Raw genomic sequence first — 20,811 nt, forward strand, 5'->3', positions numbered from 1 at the left:
TTGAGTACCGTTTCAAGTTCGCAGTCGATAACCGTCAGCGCATCTTTCAGCGCGGGCGTGCCGGTCGAAAGACTATACCATTGCGCGTCCTGATAGCGCTCGACCCCTCGCCGCCCATCGAAGCCGGCGAAGGACTGCGCGATATGCTGTTGGTCGACGGCAAGCACATTGACGCAGAAGCGGCGATATCGTTCAACCACCGGCCAGGACGACGACCCGCGATTGAGACTGACGATTATCGAAGGCTGCTCCGCGGAAAGGGACGAAACCGATGTCGCGGTAAAGCCTGTCCGCTCCTCGCGTTCGCCTACGGTGATGACGCTCACCGCGCCGGCCAGGTGGCGCATAGACAGCTTGAACGCAGATTGATCGACGACAGGTCGGGTTGTCATCTCTAGCATTCGCTCTCTCCTTGGTTAGGCTGTGGCTTGCGCCTTCGCGAAACGATTGGTCGGCATCGAAAGGCCGAGGTTGTCCCGTAGCGTCTTGCCCTCATATTCTTCCCGGAAAAGTCCGCGCCGGCGCAATTCCGGCAGAACGAGCTTCACAAAATCGTCGAGGCTGGATGGCAGCGTCGGGAACATCAGGATGAATCCATCCGCCGCACGGGTCTCGAACCACTCCTCCATGAAGTCGGCAATCTGTGTCGGCGTACCGGTGATGCCATTGCCTGTGTGCTTCTCGGCGTAGTGGCGGACCAATTCACCGACGGTACGACCGCTCTTCACAAAATCGGTGAGTTCCTCAAACAGCGCCCGCGATCCCTTGGGTTCCGTCGGCAATCGATCCATCGGAAATGGCTTATCCAATGGGACGCCACGCAAATCGGCCTCGAGGAACTCGGAAAGCATCAGGCGACCGACGTCCGGGTGCATCTTGTCGATAAGGTAGTTGACCTTCGCCTGCGCCTCGGCTTCCGTTTCACCCACGTTCAGCACGACACCGGGCATGATTTTGAGGTCGTCAGGGTTACGCCCGTAGGCGGGCATACGTCCCTTGACGTTTTCGTAGAATGCGCGGTTTCGCTCGATGTTCGAGGCGAGGCTGAAAACGATCTCGGCCGTGCGTGCTGCCATGTCCATGCCGGGCTCCGAGCCACCGGCCTGCGCAATGACCGGCCGGCCCTGCGGCGAGCGCGCAATGTTCAGCGGTCCGCGCACCTGGAAGTGCTTGCCCTTGTGATTGAGCGTATGGTGCTTGGTCTTGTCATAGTAGACACCGCTCTCGCGATCGAGCAGCAACGCGCCGTCCTCGAAGCTGTCCCAGAGACCAAAGACGACATCCACAAACTCGTTGCCTCGCTCATAGCGTAGCGCGTGCGGATCCAGCCCCTCACGATTGAAATTGTAGCCCGTCTCGTCGTGGTCCGAGGTAACGACGTTCCAGCATACCCGCCCGTGGCTCAGATGGTCGATTGAGGCAAATAGCCGAGCGACGTTGTATGGCTCGTAGTAGCTGGTCGATACAGTGGCGACGAGACCGAGCTTCTCCGTCGTTACCGCAAGCGCCGCGAGCAACGACAATGGCTCGAAACGGTTCATCTTGGTCGGGATGCGCGCGAGAGCATCCGGGTCGCCGACGGCGGCGGCCGGAGAATCGGCCATGAACATGAAATCGAGTTTCGCCGCTTCGGATCGCCTGGCAACATCGAGCAGGTGGCTAAAATCGTTGGCGCCGTGAACGTCGCTTGCCGGATGCAGCCATGAGGCCGGGTGAAATCCGAACGTATAGACGAATGTACCCAGTTTCATCTTGTCGGTACGCGCCATGCCATTCTCCAGTGGGATTGTTCTTTGATTGCCCAAGGTAACGCCACGCGACTTTCTTCATCAAGAACGCAACGCTGACTTCCGTTTTAGTTTTTCTAAAGAGTCGCAGGTGCGGAGATTTGCGCCTGCCGCCGCGAGATCGCCATGACCCAGTCGCGAAACTCCGAGCCATAAGGCTTTTGCAGCGCGGAGCGGTCCCAAGCAAGGAAGTAACTCTCGCGCAACGGCATTCTGATATCGACCGGTATCACCAATGTCTGCGCTTCCAATTCGTCGGCGATCATCGACATCTGCGCGAGCACGATTCCGCGCTTGTTGATGGCGGCGTCGATGGCGCTGCTCGACAGGGTAAAGGACAAGCCGGAGGGAGGACCTTTGAAGCTCGCCCCGATCTTCTCAGCGAATTCCGCCCAGCTGGGATAGGGTGTGAAATGCCGTTCCCACTCGACATGCAGCAGCGAATAGGACAAGAGATCGGCGGCCGTCAAATTCCTGCCATCCGTCAGGGCAGGGGAGCACACTGGAACAACCCAGTCGCGAAACAGCTCGGCATAGTGATCGTGCTGCAGGACGTCCGACCCGTAACTGATCCGGAAATCAACCTCGTCGAAGCCCATTCGCGGCTCCCTGTCGCGGCCGGTCAGCCTGACGTGAGCGTCTGGATGGAGCACTTGCCAGTCAAAAATGCGCCTGCCGATCCATTTGTTGACGACCGACGACAGCGCGCTGAGAACCAGCGCATTTTCGTTGCGCGCCCGTTCGAGCACCTGCTGGGCGAGCGCAAACTGCTCAAACCCCTTCGATATTTCCCGGTGGTAGAGCCGGCCCCACTGCGTTAGCTCCACCGTCCGGCCACTTCTCTCCACCAGGGTAATGCCGATAAAGCTCTCAATTTTGCGTATCTGCTGGCTGATGGCGCCCGCAGACACGTTCAGTTCCGCGGCAGCCGCCATCACGCTCCCGCAGCGCCCGACCGCTTCGAATGCCTGCAGACCTTTCAGCGGAATTCCCCGAAACTTCTGTTCCTCGCTCAACGCGCTCCCCCATGGCTCCCGACGCTACGCAGGTTTTTCGGCCGGATGAAAGATGCCGGCAAACTGAAAGCGATCTCCGGGATGCGTGATCTCGACATAGGTCACCATGCGATCATTCTGCCACGTCTGACGAATGAGATTCAGGCACGGCTCGCCACGATCGATCTCAAGAATGCGCGCAGTCGCAGCATCGGCCGAGACCGCCCGTATCACATGCTTGGCCCGAGACCACGGCACTTGCGAGAGGAGCCATTTTGCCGGAGGCGCGGTCGCGAAGCTCTCGTCTCTTGCGAGCGGTACTGTGTCCAGCAGTATGATACGACGCTCGACTGCGGTGGGCTTTCCATCGACGATATGCAGACATTGGATCCTGAGGACTTCGGCTCCCGACGTACTGTCCAACTGTGCGGCCTCGACCGAGCCAAGGGTCTCGATCTTTCGTGTCAATATCTCGTAGCGATGCTCATAGCCCGCCAAAGTCGCCTCGGTGCCGATATCCTGGATATCCATGACCGTGCGGTCGATCTGCGGCGAGGCGACAAAGGAGCCGGTTTTGCGCTTGCGTACGACAAGCCCGCGGTCGACGAGTGCCGTCATCGCCTTGCTTACCGTCATGCGCGAACAGCCGTAGTCGTCGACGAGGTCGTGCTCTCTCGGGATCCGATGACCTGGACGCCAGTCCCCAGCCAGGATCTTCGCCTCTATATCCTTGAATATCCGGAGATAAATTGGCTCCAAGACGCGACCCCATCTTGCCGCTGGCGAAACGATATAGACGCGAAACTCGCGCCCCAATGAACCCGGTCGGCACAAAAATTGCGTCCGTCGACTTTGACGTTGACACCTTAGGCTAGCGCATATCTATTTGTATAGTCAAAAGCGGATCATAGAAGTCCGTGTCACGGGACTAAATCGGGAACTCGAACGCATCCACGGATGCGAAAACTGGAGAGATGACAATCATGATCGCACGTTCACTGCTGAAGGGCCTCGTCGGCGCTGCCTTTCTGGTTGGGGCGACGCTGTCGGCGCACGCCGCCGATACGCTTGCCGCCGTCAAGGAGGCCGGCACTCTGAAGGTCGGTACGGAAACCGCCTTTGCACCCTTTGATTTTATCGATGCCGGCGAACATGCTGGCCTGAACGTTGATCTTTTTGCCGAGATCGGCAAGGAGCTGGGCGTCAAGATTGAGTGGGTAGCGCTTCCTTGGGATGGCGTCTTCCCGGCGCTCGAAGCCGGCAAGTTCGATGTCGTCGCCGGTCCTGCAACCATCACCAAAAAGCGCATGGAGCGTTACCGCTTCACGCCGCCGATTGCCGAAGCGACCATCGCAATCCTGAAGAAAGCCGGTGACACGACCATCAGCAAGCCGGACGATATCGCCGGGAAGACGATCGGTGTCGGCAAGGCCACCTCGCAGCTCGATCAGTTGAAGGAATTTTCGGCAACGCTGTCTTCCAAGGTGGATATACGCGAATACCCCGCTTTCACTGAATCCTATGCCGATCTCGCCGCCGGTCGCATTGCCGGTGTCGCCAACTCGCTGCCGAACATCGCCTTCGTGGCCAAGCAGCGCGAGGGAACGTTTGAAGTCGTGCTGCCACCATTCGGCAAGAAGTCCTACTTCGGCTTCATTGGCCTGAAGGATGCCGACCATGCGCCGCTGATGGACGCGATCGATGCAGCACTGCTGAAGATCAAGGCTGATGGCCGTATGGCCGAGCTCCAGAAGAAGTGGTTTGGCGCCACCTTCGAAACGCCCGATGCCGTCAAGGACCCTGCGTTCTGATAGAAGACGATCGTTGATTGCGCCCCTTCCAGGGCGCAATCAAAGACGCCATCGTGCCTCCATGACAGCCAGGCGGGCAAAAGCCGGACATGTCCATCAAACTCTTTGAACTGCTTCTCTACGCGTCGATCTACACGGTGCTGATAAGCGTCGTGTCTATTTTGATCGGCTTTGCCATCGCGATCTTTCTTTCGGGCATGCTGCTGTCGAGGAAGGCTGTCTTCGTCGTTCCTGCACAAATCTTCATCAGTTTTTTTCGCGGCGTGCCGCTGCTTGTGCAACTGCTGCTTATCTACAATATGTTGCCTGCGATCGGGCTGAACGTACCGAGCATCGTCGCAGCCATCATCGGGCTCTCGCTTTGCACCGCGGCCTATCAGGCGGAAAACATGCGCGGCGGATTTGCCAGCGTCCCTATCGGTCTCGTGGAGTCGGCAGAGATGGTCGGCTTGACGCCGGGGCAGATCTTCCGACGTATCAAGGCGCCCATCGCACTGAGGCTGACGTTCCCTGCCTTGGTCAACGAGGCGATCCTGATCCTCAAGGCCTCGTCGCTGGTTTCCGTCGTCGGCGTCGTCGAATTGACACGCATGGCGCAGGATCTTGCAGGCAGCACCTTCCTGCCATTGCAGATCTTTGCTGCAGCGGGCCTCATCTATCTTGCGATCAATTGGCTGGTGGCCCTTGCCGGCGACCTCATCGAGCGCTCTCTTCCGGGATTACCGCGATGACCTTTGACATCAACGTCATCCTCGACCAATTGCCAGCGATCACAAGCGGCGCCGGCGTGACGATCCTGATCTGGGTTGTCGGCACGATTGCCGCGGCGATCCTGGGATTTTTCGTGGCTGTGGGGCGGCGCTTCGGTGGAGTGCTTCTCGACAAGGCCCTCGGTTTTGTCGTCGCGGTCCTGCGCGGGACGCCGTTCCTCATCCAGATCTTTATGGTCTACTATGGAGGTCCCTTCATTGGCCTGTCTCTCGATCCCCTGCCGGCGGGCTTGATCGGCATCTCGATCTACGGCGCCGCCTACTATAGCGAGATCTTTCGATCCGGCTTCATGGCGGTTCCCAAGGGTCACATCGAGGCTGGCGAATGCGTGGGCCTGACACAGGGGCAGATCATCCGGCGTATCCTGTTGCCTGAGATGACCATGCTCGTGCTGCCTCCGTCTTTGAACATGGCAGTTCTTCTGATGAAGGAAACGGCCGTCCTTTCGATCATCACCGTTCCCGAGTTGACAGCAACACTGAGCGCGATCGGAGCACAGCAATATGCCTTCGTCGAAGCACTCTCGGTGCTGGCACTCTTCTATTGGGTGCTCGTCGAGATCACCGGCCGGCTTGGCCGCCTCGTAGAAACGAAATTCACCAGATTCAGGTTTTTCAACGCATGAGCCTCCCAGCGATCGCAGTCAAGAATCTCGTCAAGAAGTTTGGGGAGACGACAGTCCTCCAGAACATCGACCTCGAGATCCCGCAAGGCCAGGTCTCCTGCCTGATCGGCCCCTCAGGCTCCGGCAAGAGCACGCTTCTTCGTTGCATGGCCTTTCTCGAAGAAGCAACGTCTGGAACCATCACAATCAATGGCGAGGTCCTGGGTTTCACCGAAAATGCCAAGGGCCTACGGGAGCGCGTCGCTCCTGCCGCCAACCGTGCGATCCGCGCCCAGATCGGCATGGTGTTCCAGCAGTTTAATCTCTGGCCGCACATGACTGCGCTCGGAAATGTGAGCGAGGCACTGAAGACCGTTCAAAAGATGAGCCGCAAGGATGCTGAAGAACGAGCCATGGCGCAACTTGTGAAAGTCGGTCTTGAGGCCCGGGCAGGGCACTATCCGTCGCAGCTTTCCGGTGGACAGCAGCAGCGCGTGGCCATCGCCCGAGCGCTTGCCCTCAAGCCGAAGATCATGCTTTTCGACGAGCCGACATCCTCCCTCGACCCGGAACTGACCGGCGAAGTGCTGAACGTCATGCGCGATCTCGCCGCTGAGGGAATGACGATGGTCGTCGTGTCACACGAGATCGGTTTTGCGGCCACCGTCGGACAACAGATCGCGTTCCTCGACCACGGCAGAATCGTCTTCACAGGTCCTCCGCAGGAGGTCTTCAGGAAGCCGCGCAATGCGCGGCTTGAGCAGTTCCTCGACACCTATCTTGATCGCGGAGCGTCGATGTTGCTGTGAAGGCGCCGAGCCTACGTTCACTCATTTGATGTCATCTAGGTGAACGCGCACCCAACGGCTCCATGCCAGCAGGCAGTAAACCGACGATATCGCCGACATCGCACGGTCGCTGGCAAGGCGCGGCGGACAGTATAGCCTGACCGGATGCCAGGGACGGTCGGTGCCGGGCACGATATCTTGGGTAGCACGCTAAGGCGCCGATCGCGTTGATGTTTGCCGCCTGAACCTGTCGATCCGCTTGAAACCGCGTCCCCCGCGCCTGCTGCGGCTTTCGGTCCTGCCAGGCTCGCACTGGGCCGCAACGGCGTTGCCGTCCTCCACTGGCGTTTCGGCCCTTCGGGTGCCGGCCAGCGCTTGAAGCCCGGCTTTTGGACCGCCGTAGCAGGTCGCGATGGTCGCGACCCCAAAGCGGAGGTTCCAACATGACAAGGCAGCAAACCAGCCAACGATCCGACATCCACGCCCGCATCACCGACAAGATCATTGCCGCTCTCGAACAGGGTGTCCGTCCCTGGATCCAACCCTGGCATAGCGCATATCCGTCCGATCCGGTCTCACGACCGCTGCGCTTCAATGGCGCAGCCTATTCCGGGATCAACGTCATTCTCCTCTGGTCGGAGGCAATCGCCCGCGGCTTCTCGTCCTCGACCTGGATGACATTCCGCCAGGCGCTCGAACTTGGCGGCGCGGTTCGCAAGGGCGAAAGCGGAACGACCGTCGTCTTTGCCAGCTCGATCATCCGTAGCGAAACGGCTGATGGCGGCGATGACGTCGAGCGCTCCATCCCCTTCATGAAAGCCTACACCGTCTTCAATGCCGATCAGATCGATGGCCTCGATGCCCGGGCTGACAAGCCAGCAAGCCTGTCGGATCCATTCGACCGCATCGGTGAGGCCGGTCGCTTCTTTGCCAACACCGGCGCCATGATCCGGCATGGAGGTTCGTCGGCCTATTACGCCGCAGCCCACGACTATATTCAGATGCCGCACTGCGACGCCTTTAGGGACGACGCTTCTTACTTTGCCATCATCTGCCACGAATTGACGCATTGGACGTCGGCAAAGGGACGGCTCGATCGCGATCTCAGCCGCTATGGGACGGATCGCAGTGAGCGCGCCCGGGAAGAACTGATTGCGGAACTGGGCAGCGCATTCCTGTGCGCCGATCTCGGGATCGTTCCGGAACTTGAACCGCGTCCCGATCATGCAAGCTACATCGATAGCTGGCTGACCGTGCTCAGCGGTGACAGGCGCGCAATCTTCACAGCCGCTTCACAGGCGCAGCGTGCCGTCGATTATCTGCACCATCTGCAGCCACGCATCGAAGACGAGGGGGCGGCGTGAGCCGCCCTTTCACGCCTGACGATGCCGCATGGAAAACAGGACCCCGCCCAATCCGAGCGGGGTCTTCCCATTTACTTGTTCAATGCATCCTTCAGCGCCTTTGCCGGCTGGAAGCTCAGCTTTCTGGCAGCGGCCACCTTGATGGTTGCACCGGTGGATGGATTGCGGGCCTCGCGCTCCGGTGTTGTCTTCACCTTGAACTTGCCAAAGCCCGGCAGGGACGTTTCGTTGCCGGCGACGGCTGCGCTGGTGATGGAGGCGATCACGGCTTCCACGATTGCCTTGCCCTGAACTTTGGTCAGGCCATGTTCGGCGGCGATCTTGTCAGCGATTTCGTTGGTGGTTGTCATTGTTTCCCCTTTCGTCAATTGAGAATCCCTGCCATCCGCTTCTCGCGCTGTCATCGGCGCACCGCAGTAAAAGAGGGTTAAACGACTGATTTCCACAGCTTCTGATTAAAATTCGCCAGCGGTGACCGCTGATCGGGTCGCGGCTGGCAAGATACCCTGGAGTGCTCGGGAAGCTTTTCGGGCCAGCCCCTCCAGTAATAGGCCAATCGCTTCCTCTTGCTGTCAACACCGTCTTCGACCGTATCTCCACCGGCAACGCATGTCGTTGGACCCGAAGCGGTATTGCGTACGTGTGCGAAACTTCCAGATACAGACGTAGAAGTCGTCGCGGTTGAAGCGCTTCAGCGACGGAAGTCTGCGCTGTGCGGGTCAATACCACACAGCCCTCTCGTACGACCAACAGCTCCCAACACGTCCAGCTCAGATATGTCGTCGACACGTCACGGCGAGCTTGAACCCAAGGCGCCCGACCCCCAGCGACAGGACAAAAGCGACCGGCCATGCGATAACGAAAGCGTTGGCCCATTCAGAAAGCCACGCCGGAATTGAGGTCGCGTGGATAAAGCCGAAGAATCCGGTCATGAGGAATGCCATCATTCCTGATATAAATAATTGAGCGACAATAATTGTTTTCGTGTCGTGCATGCAAATCTCCACTTGATAAGGTGGAGCGCTCACGGCAGCACCACCTTGATTGAAGGTCGGTGCCGTGGGTTCGCATCAGCGACTTTCCCGAGAACGGGGGCCGGAATAACCACACCGGCCTGAAACTTTTCGACACCCGTTCCTGACTTCAGATGTGTCGGGTGTCAAGGCGGCTCAAAGACCCTCGAAGCGAAAGCCGCATGTCGATCGGACCTCATCCACAGGGCAGATATGCAATCTTTCTGGCAAGCCAACAGCCAACGGTGAGGCCCGATACGGTACCATCGGCGTCACGGTGGACCTGGACCGTCCAGTCGCCGGGTGGAGCGGCGTCCATCGACCGTCTGGTGGTGATGACCCAGACATCCACGGCGAGAGCATACATGCGCTCCACCGGGCCGGTTCCGAACATGCCTTCGAAGCTGGCATAAGCGGCGCCGCCGCGCGCTTCGATATGGAGGTGAGCTTCGAGTTCTTCCGACCAGTAGCGTCCAGCGATGCCTACGCCGTCAGCCCATTCGACAGGGGTCAGAGGACGGGCCGTCACCTCAAGGTTTTCACTCTCACGACGCATGACGAGCATCTCACCTTGTTTCTTCAAGGCGAGCGCGTGTCCGCGGGCAACACCGTCCGCAGAGACGGTAAGCCGCGCCGCGGCGGGGGCGTAGTGGAGCTTGATGCCAGCGGTGTCTTGAACGGTCCTAAGGATGAGACCCTGGTCATCGTCGAGCCACAACCCGTCCCAGCCTTCGGGGCGAACGGTTTCGTTGGAAGCTTCGCGCCCGAGCGCAGCGTCGAGAATTGCGGTGGCAGCTGTAAACGAGCTTGCATCGTGGTTGAACATCACAACCACCGAAACCCGCTCCTCTGCTGCGTGAAGCCGAAACGAGCTGAAACCGCGCAGGCCGCCGCCGTGGCCAGTGATCTTGGCGCCGCGCCAGGTATCGCGGCGCAGGCCAAAGCCGTAGCTTGCCGGCGTTCCGTTTCGGTAGGTCACCGGACCCGATATGCGGTTATAGAGGCTGTCAGGCTCGTCGCGCGTCTCGTCGATATGGCATTCCCAGGCCAGCAGGTCGTCGAGCGAGGCAACAATGCCGGCGTCGCCAAACCAGTAGATGCCGTTTTCCGCCGGAAGAAAGCCGACGTCGTCGTTGCCCTCATAGCCGACCACCTCGTCGGGGGGGTAGCGGGTGTCTGGCGCGAGCTCGGCCGTCTTCATGCCGGCGGGTGCAAAAATCCTCTCCCGCAAAAGTTCGCCGAAGGAGCGGCCCGTGCCGTCCTCGATCATCTCGCCGAGGATGCGGAAATTGCCGTTGTTGTAGGAGTAGAGCTCGCCTGCCGGGAAGTGGCCGGTCTTCGAGCGCGCAAGCAGCGGGAGTGCGTGCTCGCGCGTAAACTCCGCCTCCGGCTTGGCACCCTGCAGAACCGTCAGCGCCCAGTAGTCGCGCAAGCCCGACTGGTTGTGGCAGAGTTCCGCAACGCTTGGCAGCCTGTCGCGATAGCGCGGAAGATATGCGCTGACCCTGTCGTCCAGCACTGCGGGATCGCCAAACTGATCGAGCAGCAGCGCGCAGGTGAACTGTTTGGAGAGCGAGCAGATCGGCATGCGCGTCTCGGCCGTCATCTGTACCTTGCGGTACATGTCGGCGAACCCCCAGGCGCGCCGGGCGACCACCTGTCCATCCTTCACCACCCCTGCAACGCCGCCGGGTCCCTTGTAGCGGCCCGGCAGGAGGTTGAGCATCCGCTCTAGCGCGGCGGTGTCGATGCTGGTCATGACGCGTGCCTTGAATTGTCGCGAACTATGGAAGTGGAGGGGTGGTAGAGCGCCCGAAACGGGCGCGTCTTTTCAGGATGGGGAGATGAAGGCTAAACCGCCATCGGCAAGATGTCAGCTCGCCTCGGAAAAACGCAGATGCGTGGAGGGCTCAGCGGCGGCAAGGAAGGAAAGCAGATCCTCACGCGAGAGCGCCGCGCAGCCCGCGGTCGGAGAGTAGTTTGGCCGGGCGATGTGCAGGAAAACGGCACTGCCTGCACCCGCCACCGGCGGGTCGTCGTTATGCCCCAGGACGACGACGATGTCATAGACATCGTCCTCCATCCACATCTCCTCGTGGCTCGCGGCGAAGGGTAGCTTGACCTGGCGGTTGTAGTCTGGGTGCACGGGGTCGTCGCACCAGCCGTCGAGGCGGTCCATGGCGCGGCAGGGAAACGGCGATACCGGCTTGCCGATCCGGTCGGCGCGGTAGAATAGCTGGCGGATCGGCCAGCGCCCGATCGGGCTCGCACCGTCACCTTCGACCTTTTCGTTGGCGGGACGCATGCCGCCGCGGCCAATGGCACAGCGCCAGCGCTTATCTCCATAGGCGGCCTGCCAGCCGTCGCCGTTGCGCGTTACGATCAGATCCAAATTCGAACACCTTTCTTGACGTGAAATCACTGGTCCAGTGGAAAGTGGCATGCGACCGTGTGGCCGCCGCGGTCCGACAGCGCAGGCTCCTCGCTCCGGCAGATCGCCTGTGCAAAGGGACAGCGCGTATGGAAGCGGCATCCGGACGGCAGGTTCATCGGGCTCGGAATGTCGCCGGTGAGCAGCGGCCGCTCACGGTTTCGCTGATGCGGATCGGGACGCGGAACCGCCGACATCAGGAACATCGTATAGGGATGGCGCGGCTTTGCGAAAATTTCCTCTGTCGTCCCGACTTCCACCATCCGCCCGAGGAACATTACCCCGACCCGATCGGCAAACTGGCGTACCACGCTCAGATCGTGGGTGATGAAGAGATAGGTTAGCTTCAGTTGTTCCTGGAGATCGCGCAAGAGGTTCAAGACCTGCGCCTGGATCGAGACATCGAGTGCCGAGACGGCCTCGTCGCAGACAACGAATTCGGGATTGTTGGCAAGCGCCCTAGCAATACCTATGCGCTGCCGCTGCCCGCCGCTGAACTGGTGGGGATAGCGGCGCAGGAGCTGTCGGCGCAGCCCGACCATATCGAGCAACTCGCCGCAGCGTTCTTCGATTTCGGCTCGGGTACCGTATGCGTGTGCGCGCAAAGGCTCGGCCAAAATGTCCTTGACGCGCTTGCGGGGGTTCAGGGAGGCGAATGGATCCTGAAAGACGATCTGCAGCTTCTTGCGCATTGCCCGCATTGCAGGCTCGTCGAGCGCGTGCAAGTCCTGACCGCGATAGTGCACGGCCCCTTCCGTGCGCTCGATCAGCCGAAGCATCACGCGGCCGAGCGTCGTCTTGCCGCAGCCCGACTCCCCCACGAGCGCGAAGGTTTCCCTTTCGCGGATCTCGAGATCGATGCCGTCCACGGCGCGGATCACCTTATGCTGAGAGCGGAAGAAGCCCGTGCCGACAGGGTAGTGCTTGCTCAGCCCGGCGGTGGAAATCAGAACGTCGCTCACGCCTTTGCTCCCTCTTTGTCATGCAACCAGCAGCGCGCCTTGTGGCCATTGCCGAGATCCGTCAGTTCAGGCTGCTTCAGCTTGCAGATTGGCATCGCATCGCCGCAGCGGGGGTGGAAACGACAGCCCGCTGGAAGTTTCGCAAGATTCGGCACCACACCTGGAATGCTGTTCAGGCGTTCCGCCGTGCGTTTTTCCGTCGCTTTCGGGATCGAAGCGAGCAGGCCGCGCGTATAGGGATGCGACGGCCGGTCGAAGAGGTCGAAGACATTGGCCTGTTCGACGATCTGGCCGGCATACATCACGTTCACCTCGTCGCACATCTCGGCGATGATACCGAGATCGTGCGTGATCATGATGATTGCAGTGCCGGCTCGCTCACGCAGTGCCATCATCAGCCTGAGGATCTGCGCCTGCGTGGTTACGTCGAGCGCCGTCGTCGGTTCGTCGGCGATCAGGAGCTTCGGTTCGCAGATCAGCCCCATGGCGATCATCGCCCTCTGGCGCAACCCCCCCGAAAGCTGATGCGGATAAACGTCGAGGCGTGCCTTTGGCTCTGGAATACCCACCGTCTCGAACATCTGCAGCACCTTTTCACGGATGGCGCGCTTGTTGAGGCCGGTGTGAATGGCAAGGGGCTCGCCAACCTGCTGAACCATGGTCTTCACGGGATTCAGCGAGGTCATGGGCTCCTGAAATACCATTGAAACCTCGCGACCGCGCCTGCGCCGCATCTCGTCGCTGTTCAGCCGCGCCAGATCGGTCCCGTCAAGGATAATGCTATCGGCACTCACCGTTCCCGGCGGCGAAGGGACCAATCCCATCAGCGACAGCGCCGTGATGCTCTTGCCGGAGCCGGATTCCCCGACCAGACCGACGATCCGCCCGCGCCCGACGTCGAACGACACACCGTCAACTACCCGGACGGGGCCGTTCTGCGTCTTGAATTCCGTGCGCAGGTTGCGCACGCTGAGCAATTTGTCTCGGTTTGTCATCGTCGCGCCCCTCAGTCCTTCATGTAGGGATCGAGCGCGTCACGCAGTCCGTCGCCGACAAAATTGAACGCCAGCACCGTGATCAGGATCGCAACGCCGGGCATGATCGCAACCAGGGGTGCGGAGAAGAGGTATTCCTTGCCCTTGGCCACCAGGAGACCCCAGCTGGCTTCGGGAGGCTGAACGCCGACGCCGAGGAAGCTGAGGCTCGATTCCCACATGATCGCGTCGGGAATGCTGAGCGAAAAGAGAACAATCAGTGTCGGAACGACGTTGGGGAAGATGTGGCCGACCATGATCGCCACCTTCTTCGTACCGTTCGCGCGCGCCGCCTCGATGAACTCTTTCTCCTTGACGGCGAGTGTCTGTGCGCGCACCACGCGGGCCACTCCGGCCCAGCCAACGAGGCTGAGCGCGATGAAGATGTTAAAGAGGTTCGCCCCAAGCGTGTACATCACCACCATCGCCAGCAGGAGCGACGGGAAGGCGATCATCATATCGGCCAGCCGCATGATCATGAAGTCGACCCGACCCCCGTAGTAGCCGCTGACAACACCAAGGACTGCTCCAATCATCAGGGAGATGAAGCTCGGCACGATACCGACGACCAGAGATATCCGGGCGCCATAAAGAATGCGGGTCAGGAGATCCCGGCCGAAGTTGTCCGTACCGAGCCAATAGGTGGTGGACGGCGGAAGGAACTGCTCGTTCAGCGCCACGCGGTAGGGATCATGCGGACTGATGAAGGAAACGAACAGCGCCACGAAGACGAGACACCCGACCATGATCAGACCGGCCATCGCCATTCGGTTCCTGCAAAAGATCCTGATGCCGTCGCGCAGGAAACTGTCGTTGCCCGCATCATCCGCAACGTCCGGGATGGTTTCGGCGATCTCAGTCATTTCGAACCTCCCTTCATTTCGGAGCGAATGCGGGGGTCGAGAACCGAATAGAGGATATCGGCAACGAGATTGCCGAAGATGACGAGGACGGTGGCGAATAGCACCGAGCCCTGCAGAAGCGGCATGTCGCGCGCCTGGATGGCGCTGACCGAAATGCGGCCTACGCCTGGGATGCCGAAGATCGCTTCGGTGATGACTGCGCCCGACAGCAGCCCTGCGACCTGGATCGCCATGATGGTCACGACCGGGATAAGCGCGTTCTTCAGCGCATGCCGTCGGATCACCATCAATTCGCGAAGGCCCTTGGCGCGAGCCGTGCGGATATAATCGTGGCGCATGACCTCAAGCAGGCTGGAGCGGGTGAGGCGGGCGATGACGCCAGCCGAACTCCATCCGAGCACGATCGCTGGCATGATCACATACTGGTATCCGTAAAAACCGGACACAGGCAGCCATTTCAGCTTCAGAGCGAAGACATACTGCATCAATAGGGCCGACCAGAAGATCGGCATCGAAACCCCAAGAAGCGAGAAGCCCATGAACAGGTGATCGAGCAGCGAATCCCGCCTGACCGCCGACAGCACGCCCACCGGAATGCCGATCACCCAGGACACGAGTGCCGCACAGATCGTCAAGATGAGCGTGCTCGGGAATGCATTGAGGATGAGCGTCGTCACGTCGCGATTGAGCTTGATCGACACGCCGAGATCGCCTTGAAGGGCGGCGAAGAGGAACCTGAAGTATCGCGTGATCAGCGGATCGTCGAGGTGCATCTGGGCGCGCACGCGGTTGATGACGTCGGCGCTGGCATGCTCCTTCATCAGAAGCGCTATGGGATCACCGGGTATCACGTTGAGCATGATGAAGAGCAGCGCCGTGATGCCGATCAGAACTGGGATCGACATCGCGATGCGCTTTATCACGAAGGTCAGCATCGAAAGTGGTCTTTCATCGAATCTCGCCGGAACAAGGATCGCCGGCAAATGGATCCTGCGAAACCGCAGGGAAACAAGAGGATGGCGGGCCCCTTTCGAGGCCCGCCACGCCGGTTAAGTCCTATTCGACTTCCATCTTGTAGTAGCTCATGTCGCTCCAGCCGTTCCACGGCACCACGAAGTTCTTCACCCGGGGCTGAACGACATAGTTGTGGTCAAGGCTGAATAGCGGCACCCAGGCTGCATCATCCTGCACGATCCGATCCGTCATCTTCTGGTACAGCGCGCAGCGTTCCTCAGGGTTGGTCATCGAGCGCGCCTTGTCGAGCGCCGCAAAGACCTGCTCGTCGTTGTTGTTGTAACCGCGAACCGACGTGCCGCTCTTGCTGAAGAACGTGTAGAAGAAATTGTCCGGATCATTAAAGTCCGCCGACCAGTTTTGCGTGTAGTTGTCGACGGTCCCCGCCTTACGGGCCGCAAAATATGCGGATTCGTCCATCGTGTTGATCTCGGCGTTGAAGCCAGCTTCCTTGATCTGGGCCTGGATGATCTGGTTCATGTCGGACCAACGCGAGGACCAATTGCTGGCCTGGGTCAGCTTGATGTCTACCCCGTTGGGGTAACCAGCCTCTGCCAGTAGCGCCTTGGCCTTCTGCGGGTTGTACTCGATCGGCTTGGCCTCGGCATAGCAGGTCAGTCCACGCGGCATGACGCCGTTTTCCAACTTGCCCTTGCCATAGAAATTCTTGTCGAGAATTTCCTGGCGGTTGATGGCCATCTGGAACGCCTTGCGGACGCGCACGTCGTCGAAGGGCTTCAGCGCCTGATTGATGTGGTAGTAATAGATGCCGACGCGTGGACCGGATCGAATCTGGTCCTTCCATTGGTCACTGCCGGCGAAATAGGGCAGCTGCGACGATGCGTAGTCGATATCGAACACATCCAGCTCGCCCGACTCGAAGAGAAGTCGCAGTGTTTCGGCATCGGCGACCACGCGGATGACGATCTGGTCGAGCTTCGGGCGACCCTTGAAATACTTGTCGTTGGCCTCAAGGACCTGACTGTCGTTGAGGGTGTATTCCGTCAGTTTGAACGGCCCGGTTCCGTTGGTCGTTTCCGGCGTAAGGCCGTACTTGTCGCCAAGCGGTTCGGTGAATTTGCGATTGTAGATCGACGCACCGGGGCTCGCCAAGAGGGCGATGAAGGCCGCGTAAGGCTCCTTCAGGACGATCTTGACAGTGTATTTGTCCACCGCCTGCAGACCGGGGACCGTGGTGGCGGATCCATCCAGGCGCTCGGTGGCACCATCGACGAAATTGAGAATATCGGTGCTCAGCGCCTTGGTCTTGGGGTCGAGCATGCGGTCGAAGGTGTAGACGACGTCATCCGCAGTCAGCTCCTCGCCATTGTGAAACAGAACGCCTTTGCGCAGGTGGAATATGTAGGTCTTGCCGTCTGGCGAAACTTCCCAGCTCTCGGCAAGCCCGGGGGTGAGCTGCGACTGGCCCGGCCCGCTCGTTTCGGCCTCGACGAGCCGGTCGTAAACGTTGAGCGGCAGTGTGTAGAAATCCTGCGTCATCTGGACGTCGACGGTCTTCGGATCCTCCTGATAGGCGATCTTCAAGACATGGTCGGCCGCAAGACTGGTCGAAGCCATCGCAAGCGTAATGAGGCCCGTCGCCATCATAAACTTGGCTTTGTTCAGCATTTGAAATTCCCTCTTTTTCTTGTTTCCCCATCCGGGGCAGCGCTTGTCGCTTCCCCGTGCTGACCGGTTCCCGGTCCAATTATTGTTCAGCGTCTGCCAATTCCCTCCCGGTGCCTTTTGTGCCCCCGTGCAAGACAGGTTCGGCCATCACTTTTCCGCCCGGTGCAGGACGCTCCCAGGCTCCCCCATGCTCGAGTTGTAGCATTTCTTGAATGCCCTGCCTGCGCCGGATTGTCCTGAACCGATCACCGTCCACAAGTACCTCGGCAAGAAGATCGCGCGAGTTGTAGGTCGATGACATCGACGCGCCATAGGCGCCGGCGAGATCGAAAGCCAAAAGCTCACCGGCCCGCAGTTCACCGAGCCCATCGTAGCGTCCAAATTTGTCGGAGCTTTCGCAAATTGGCCCGACGAGGGTATAGGTGCATGTTGCATCGTTGAGTTGCGGTTCCTGAAGGGGAAGAACCGGATGGTGGGCGTCGTAGAGCGCCGTGCGCATAAGGTCGTTCATTCCCGCATCGAGGATGCCCATGCATCCGTCCTGCATGTCCTTGAGGTAAAGCAACTCGCTCACCAGCAACCCCGCCCGCCCGACGAGCCAGCGGCCCGGCTCGACGGCAAGTTTGCAGCCGAGATGGCCAACTGTCTCGGCGATGATCGCGGCATAGCGCCCAATGTCCGGGCCCGGTTTATCGCCGGAGGCAATCCCAATGCCGCCGCCGAGGTCGAGGCGCGGCACGGACAATCCCCTGCCGCGCATCTCCGTTACCAGCTCGGCCATTGCCGAAAAGGCGCGGCGGAACGGCTCCATGTCATGTATTTGCGATCCGATGTGAACGGCGACGCCAACCGCTTCCAAATCAGGCGCCGCAGCAACCTGGGCGTAGAGGTCGGCCACCTGGCCGATCGCGATTCCAAACTTGCTGTCCTTCGTCGCGGTGGTGATTTTCGCGTGCGTCTTGGCATCGACGTCGGGATTGACTCGCAATGCGACCGGCGCGCGCTTGCCGAGTGCACGGGCGACCTCGGCGACCACGCTGATTTCGGCCGCCGACTCGACATTGATCTGGTGAATGCCGACCTCAATTGCGCGGGCGATCTCGGCGCGGGTCTTTCCGACGCCGGAGAAGATGATCCTTGACGCTGGTACGTCCGCTGCCAGTGCACGCTCCAGCTCTCCTCCGGAAACGATGTCCATCCCGCATCCGAGTTCTGAAAGCAGGCGAAGCACGGCGATGTTGCTATTGGCTTTGACGGCGTAGCAGATCGCGACGTCGATGGGGGCGAGTGCTCGCGAAAGTGTCCTGTACGCCGATCGGATGGCGCCGGCGGAGTAGCAGTAAAATGGCGTTGGAATGGCGGCGGCAACCGCGCCCAGCCGCACATCCTCGATATGCAGAGCGCCTGCTCGATAGGCGAGCCAGCGCCGCTCGTCATCCTGCCAGGTCTCTTCTTCGACGTATTTTGTCATCGCCCGTCACGCATGTTTGGGTTCCGGCAGCGATAGTTTCAGACCCTGAATCCTGAGGGAAATAATTGATAGGGCGCTCTTATTCATTTCTGATATATGAGAGGCTTCACCTGCGCTCTCGTCAGGAGGGGAAAGGCACCGAAGCGAAAGGCTCAGACCGATGAGGCTCAACCAACGCCAGATTGAGGTCTTCAACAGCATCATGATCAGCAAAAGCGTGACCGCGGCGGCCGCGGCACTGGGAACGTCACAGCCGACCATCAGCCGAGAGCTCAGAGAAATGGAGCAGCGGATCGGCTTCGACCTTTTCGTGCGCTTCGGCAAGCGTTTGACACCCACGAACCAGGCACTTTTGTTACATGAAGTCGTTCGCCGGTCCTTCCTCGGCATGGAAGAAATCAGCCGTGCTGCGTCGGCGATCCGCATGCACAACGCTTCCAACCTAAGGATCGCCACGATCCCGGCATATGCCGATTCCATCATCCCACGCGTGGCGCAAAAACTTCTGAAGCATCGCCCGGCGGTTCATCTCTCCCTGCATTCGCTGGAGGAGGTTTCCCTGCAACATGAAATGGCAACAACGGTCTTCGACATGGGTGTGACCGAAGGCCGGTTCGAATATCCTGGCGTAGCCTCTCAGCGGATCGACGTTGGCGATCAGGTATGCGTCGTGCCGATCGGCCACAGGCTTTCGCAAAAGAACCTCCTTGAACCCGCAGATTTCGACGGCGTACCATTTGTCTATTTCTCGCAGGACGATCCCTATCGAAGAAAACTCGACGACATATTCCTGGCCGCAGGAATTTCGCGCAGCTATGCCGTCGAGACGACGACGGCCACCAGCGTATGTTCGATGGTTGCCGCCGGCGTAGGTGTGTCAATCATCAATCCGCTGACTGCTGCAAACCATGTCGACAAGGGAGTGGTATTGCGCAGGCTGAGCGTCAGCGTCCCATATACGCTTGCCGTGTGGCGCCCGGTTCGAAGGACGCGATCGACGGTCATTGAGAGGTTCCTCTCGGTCCTGACCGAGGCTGCCAACGAGATGCGGGCAACTTTGCACTCCGCGCTGGATAGAAAGTAAAGCAGACCACGCCGCGGGCTTGAACGCAAAGCTTCTTGGCTGCTCGGCACGTGCACATCGTGGGTCGCGCCATGACCTAACGCAGGAAGCGTCTGAAACGACGCAGCGCCAGCCAGAAAAACACACTCGCGATGACAAGAAGCGCCAGAAGCTGTGGCCAGACCACGTCGAGCTGTGCTCCTCGGAACAGGACCGCCTGCGCCAGAATGACGAAGTGCGTGTTCGGCGCCAGCAGCATGATATTCTGGATAATATCAGGCATGCTCTCGCGCGGCGTCATGGCGCCCGACAATACCTGAAGCGGCAGTAGCACGAGGATCAGGAGCAAGCCGAACTGCGGCATCGATCCGGCAATTGTCGCCAGGAAAATCCCCATCGATGTCGTGGCGAAGAGAAACAATGCCGTGCCGAGAAGGAAGATCGTCAGCGACCCCTCGATCGGAACCCCCAGGAGCCCCTTGACGACGACAAAAAGGGAAAAGCTCGTCGCCAGTAAGACGACCAGCCCCATTGACCAGATCTTGCTTACCATGATTTCGATCGGCGTGACGGGCATTACCAACAAGTGTTCGATGGTGCCATGTTCCCGCTCCCGAATAAGGGCAGCCCCTGTCAGGACGATAGACAACATCGTGATCGAGGTAATGATGTTGTTGATCGATCCGAACCAGGACTTGTTCAGCGACGGATTGAAGCGGTTCCGCAGCGTCAGGTCCACCGAGACATTGTTCGCGCCGCGGTAGCGGTCCATGAATTCATTGACCTCGCTCGTGACAATGCTCTGAATGTAGCCGCTGCCGGTGAAAGCCTGGCTCATTCGGGTTGCATCGACGTTGAGCTGGATCGTTGGTTGCCGACCGGCAAGGACGTCCCGCTGGAAATTTGGTGGAATGTTGAGGGCAAACGTGTCCACCCCTGCGTCCATCCGCTGGTCCATCTCTGCAATCGAGATCAGCTTTGGCGGCACGAAATAGGGTGGGGTGAAAGCGGTGGTAATGCGCCCCGAGAGTGGCGACTGGTCTTCATCGACGATGGCGATCGCGGCGTTGTTGAGTGTTTCCGGAAGCGCGCTGGAGCCTGTGTATATTTGCAGGCTGAAGGCATACACGATCAGCAACATCAGCATCGGGTCGCGTGCAAGCCCTCTCAGTTCCTTGATGCCAAGCTGGACGATGTTGGACCAACCCATA

21 protein-coding genes are annotated in these 20,811 nt (G+C 59.7%); 6 read left to right on the top strand and 15 right to left on the bottom strand.

Annotated features, from left to right (window positions below; all coding sequences use genetic code 11):
• From AC1DPR_RS24425 to AC1DPR_RS24440, 4 genes are all read right to left on the bottom strand, one after another.
• Window positions 1–401: flavin reductase family protein (locus AC1DPR_RS24425; RefSeq protein WP_477817311.1), on the bottom strand; the 401-nt coding region annotated here is incomplete at its 3' end.
• A gap of 15 nt (window positions 402–416) precedes the next feature.
• On the bottom strand, window positions 417–1,769 hold the full coding sequence (locus AC1DPR_RS24430) for an LLM class flavin-dependent oxidoreductase (protein WP_477817312.1): 1,353 nt from the start codon (window positions 1,767–1,769) through the stop codon (window positions 417–419).
• A 95-nt stretch (window positions 1,770–1,864) separates the two neighbouring features.
• Entirely contained in the window at window positions 1,865–2,803 is a 939-nt protein-coding gene (locus tag AC1DPR_RS24435; RefSeq protein WP_169684380.1) for a LysR substrate-binding domain-containing protein, read from the bottom strand.
• Window positions 2,804–2,827: 24 nt separating this feature from the next.
• Window positions 2,828–3,541: a UTRA domain-containing protein gene (locus AC1DPR_RS24440; protein WP_113583033.1), complete on the bottom strand. Its 714-nt coding sequence runs from the start codon at window positions 3,539–3,541 to the stop codon at window positions 2,828–2,830.
• 224 nt (window positions 3,542–3,765) lie between these two features.
• Between AC1DPR_RS24440 and AC1DPR_RS24445 the strand changes: the two genes are divergently transcribed.
• From AC1DPR_RS24445 to AC1DPR_RS24465, 5 genes are all read left to right on the top strand, one after another.
• Window positions 3,766–4,593: a transporter substrate-binding domain-containing protein gene (locus tag AC1DPR_RS24445; protein WP_026372236.1), complete on the top strand. Its 828-nt coding sequence runs from the start codon at window positions 3,766–3,768 to the stop codon at window positions 4,591–4,593.
• 89 nt (window positions 4,594–4,682) lie between these two features.
• Window positions 4,683–5,324 carry an amino acid ABC transporter permease gene (locus AC1DPR_RS24450; RefSeq protein WP_113469805.1) on the top strand — a complete coding sequence of 214 codons (642 nt, stop codon included), beginning with the start codon at window positions 4,683–4,685 and terminating at the stop codon, window positions 5,322–5,324.
• Window positions 5,321–5,989: an amino acid ABC transporter permease gene (locus AC1DPR_RS24455; protein WP_477817313.1), complete on the top strand. Its 669-nt coding sequence runs from the start codon at window positions 5,321–5,323 to the stop codon at window positions 5,987–5,989. The genes AC1DPR_RS24450 and AC1DPR_RS24455 overlap by 4 nt, the downstream gene beginning before the upstream one ends.
• The gene (locus AC1DPR_RS24460) at window positions 5,986–6,777 is read left to right on the top strand and encodes an amino acid ABC transporter ATP-binding protein (protein ID WP_477817314.1); all 792 of its coding nucleotides are present in this window, start codon (window positions 5,986–5,988) and stop codon (window positions 6,775–6,777) included. Before AC1DPR_RS24455 ends, AC1DPR_RS24460 begins: the two co-directional genes overlap by 4 nt.
• A 422-nt stretch (window positions 6,778–7,199) precedes the next feature.
• Window positions 7,200–8,120: an ArdC family protein gene (locus AC1DPR_RS24465; protein WP_477817315.1), complete on the top strand. Its 921-nt coding sequence runs from the start codon at window positions 7,200–7,202 to the stop codon at window positions 8,118–8,120.
• A gap of 71 nt (window positions 8,121–8,191) precedes the next feature.
• Here the strand turns inward: AC1DPR_RS24465 and AC1DPR_RS24470 are convergent, their stop codons facing one another.
• The 10 genes from AC1DPR_RS24470 to lysA all read right to left on the bottom strand — a co-directional run bounded on the left by AC1DPR_RS24470 (window position 8,192) and on the right by lysA (window position 18,537).
• Entirely contained in the window at window positions 8,192–8,470 is a 279-nt protein-coding gene (locus tag AC1DPR_RS24470; RefSeq protein ID WP_018860244.1) for an HU family DNA-binding protein, read from the bottom strand.
• A gap of 420 nt (window positions 8,471–8,890) precedes the next feature.
• Window positions 8,891–9,115 (bottom strand): DUF2798 domain-containing protein, encoded by a 225-nt coding sequence (locus tag AC1DPR_RS24475; RefSeq protein ID WP_477817316.1) that lies wholly within the window; start codon window positions 9,113–9,115, stop codon window positions 8,891–8,893.
• Between the two features lie 214 nt (window positions 9,116–9,329).
• Window positions 9,330–10,892: a D-aminopeptidase gene (locus tag AC1DPR_RS24480; RefSeq protein WP_477817317.1), complete on the bottom strand. Its 1,563-nt coding sequence runs from the start codon at window positions 10,890–10,892 to the stop codon at window positions 9,330–9,332.
• 114 nt (window positions 10,893–11,006) lie between these two features.
• Entirely contained in the window at window positions 11,007–11,525 is a 519-nt protein-coding gene (locus AC1DPR_RS24485) for a L,D-transpeptidase family protein (protein WP_477817318.1), read from the bottom strand.
• Between the two features lie 26 nt (window positions 11,526–11,551).
• A complete protein-coding gene (locus tag AC1DPR_RS24490; protein ID WP_477817319.1) occupies window positions 11,552–12,526 on the bottom strand; it encodes an ABC transporter ATP-binding protein in 975 nt (324 codons plus the stop codon).
• Entirely contained in the window at window positions 12,523–13,521 is a 999-nt protein-coding gene (locus AC1DPR_RS24495) for an ABC transporter ATP-binding protein (RefSeq protein WP_477817320.1), read from the bottom strand. Before AC1DPR_RS24495 ends, AC1DPR_RS24490 begins: the two co-directional genes overlap by 4 nt.
• Window positions 13,522–13,532: 11 nt before the next feature.
• Window positions 13,533–14,423 (bottom strand): ABC transporter permease, encoded by an 891-nt coding sequence (locus AC1DPR_RS24500; protein ID WP_477817321.1) that lies wholly within the window; start codon window positions 14,421–14,423, stop codon window positions 13,533–13,535.
• Window positions 14,420–15,358 (bottom strand): ABC transporter permease, encoded by a 939-nt coding sequence (locus AC1DPR_RS24505; protein ID WP_018860236.1) that lies wholly within the window; start codon window positions 15,356–15,358, stop codon window positions 14,420–14,422. The genes AC1DPR_RS24500 and AC1DPR_RS24505 overlap by 4 nt, the downstream gene beginning before the upstream one ends.
• A gap of 121 nt (window positions 15,359–15,479) precedes the next feature.
• A complete protein-coding gene (locus tag AC1DPR_RS24510; RefSeq protein ID WP_477817322.1) occupies window positions 15,480–17,066 on the bottom strand; it encodes an ABC transporter substrate-binding protein in 1,587 nt (528 codons plus the stop codon).
• 79 nt (window positions 17,067–17,145) lie between these two features.
• Window positions 17,146–18,537 (bottom strand): diaminopimelate decarboxylase, encoded by a 1,392-nt coding sequence (lysA, locus tag AC1DPR_RS24515; protein ID WP_477817323.1) that lies wholly within the window; start codon window positions 18,535–18,537, stop codon window positions 17,146–17,148.
• A gap of 160 nt (window positions 18,538–18,697) precedes the next feature.
• On the opposite strand from lysA, the gene AC1DPR_RS24520 reads away from it, so the two are divergent.
• A complete protein-coding gene (locus AC1DPR_RS24520) occupies window positions 18,698–19,621 on the top strand; it encodes a LysR family transcriptional regulator (RefSeq protein ID WP_477817324.1) in 924 nt (307 codons plus the stop codon).
• Window positions 19,622–19,697: 76 nt separating this feature from the next.
• On the opposite strand, the gene AC1DPR_RS24525 is transcribed toward AC1DPR_RS24520, so the two are convergent.
• Window positions 19,698–20,810, bottom strand: coding sequence for an ABC transporter permease (locus AC1DPR_RS24525; protein WP_477817325.1), 1,113 nt, complete (start codon window positions 20,808–20,810; stop codon window positions 19,698–19,700).
• Between the last annotated feature and the right edge of the window lies 1 nt (window position 20,811).

The sequence above is a fragment of the Rhizobium sp. 01T417 genome (genome assembly GCF_056398905.1).

What these genes read in the sequence shown, in the direction of transcription:
- AC1DPR_RS24430 (WP_477817312.1), bottom strand. Translation starts at nt 1,769, where the DNA reads ATGGCGCGTACCGACAAGATGAAACTGGGTACATTCGTCTATACGTTC.
- AC1DPR_RS24445 (WP_026372236.1), top strand. Translation starts at nt 3,766, where the DNA reads ATGATCGCACGTTCACTGCTGAAGGGCCTCGTCGGCGCTGCCTTTCTG.
- AC1DPR_RS24450 (WP_113469805.1), top strand. Translation starts at nt 4,683, where the DNA reads ATGTCCATCAAACTCTTTGAACTGCTTCTCTACGCGTCGATCTACACG.
- AC1DPR_RS24455 (WP_477817313.1), top strand. Translation starts at nt 5,321, where the DNA reads ATGACCTTTGACATCAACGTCATCCTCGACCAATTGCCAGCGATCACA.
- AC1DPR_RS24460 (WP_477817314.1), top strand. Translation starts at nt 5,986, where the DNA reads ATGAGCCTCCCAGCGATCGCAGTCAAGAATCTCGTCAAGAAGTTTGGG.
- AC1DPR_RS24465 (WP_477817315.1), top strand. Translation starts at nt 7,200, where the DNA reads ATGACAAGGCAGCAAACCAGCCAACGATCCGACATCCACGCCCGCATC.
- AC1DPR_RS24470 (WP_018860244.1), bottom strand. Translation starts at nt 8,470, where the DNA reads ATGACAACCACCAACGAAATCGCTGACAAGATCGCCGCCGAACATGGC.
- AC1DPR_RS24475 (WP_477817316.1), bottom strand. Translation starts at nt 9,115, where the DNA reads ATGCACGACACGAAAACAATTATTGTCGCTCAATTATTTATATCAGGA.
- AC1DPR_RS24480 (WP_477817317.1), bottom strand. Translation starts at nt 10,892, where the DNA reads ATGACCAGCATCGACACCGCCGCGCTAGAGCGGATGCTCAACCTCCTG.
- AC1DPR_RS24495 (WP_477817320.1), bottom strand. Translation starts at nt 13,521, where the DNA reads ATGACAAACCGAGACAAATTGCTCAGCGTGCGCAACCTGCGCACGGAA.
- AC1DPR_RS24500 (WP_477817321.1), bottom strand. Translation starts at nt 14,423, where the DNA reads ATGACTGAGATCGCCGAAACCATCCCGGACGTTGCGGATGATGCGGGC.
- AC1DPR_RS24505 (WP_018860236.1), bottom strand. Translation starts at nt 15,358, where the DNA reads ATGCTGACCTTCGTGATAAAGCGCATCGCGATGTCGATCCCAGTTCTG.
- AC1DPR_RS24510 (WP_477817322.1), bottom strand. Translation starts at nt 17,066, where the DNA reads ATGCTGAACAAAGCCAAGTTTATGATGGCGACGGGCCTCATTACGCTT.
- lysA (WP_477817323.1), bottom strand. Translation starts at nt 18,537, where the DNA reads ATGACAAAATACGTCGAAGAAGAGACCTGGCAGGATGACGAGCGGCGC.
- AC1DPR_RS24520 (WP_477817324.1), top strand. Translation starts at nt 18,698, where the DNA reads ATGAGGCTCAACCAACGCCAGATTGAGGTCTTCAACAGCATCATGATC.
- AC1DPR_RS24525 (WP_477817325.1), bottom strand. Translation starts at nt 20,810, where the DNA reads ATGGGTTGGTCCAACATCGTCCAGCTTGGCATCAAGGAACTGAGAGGG.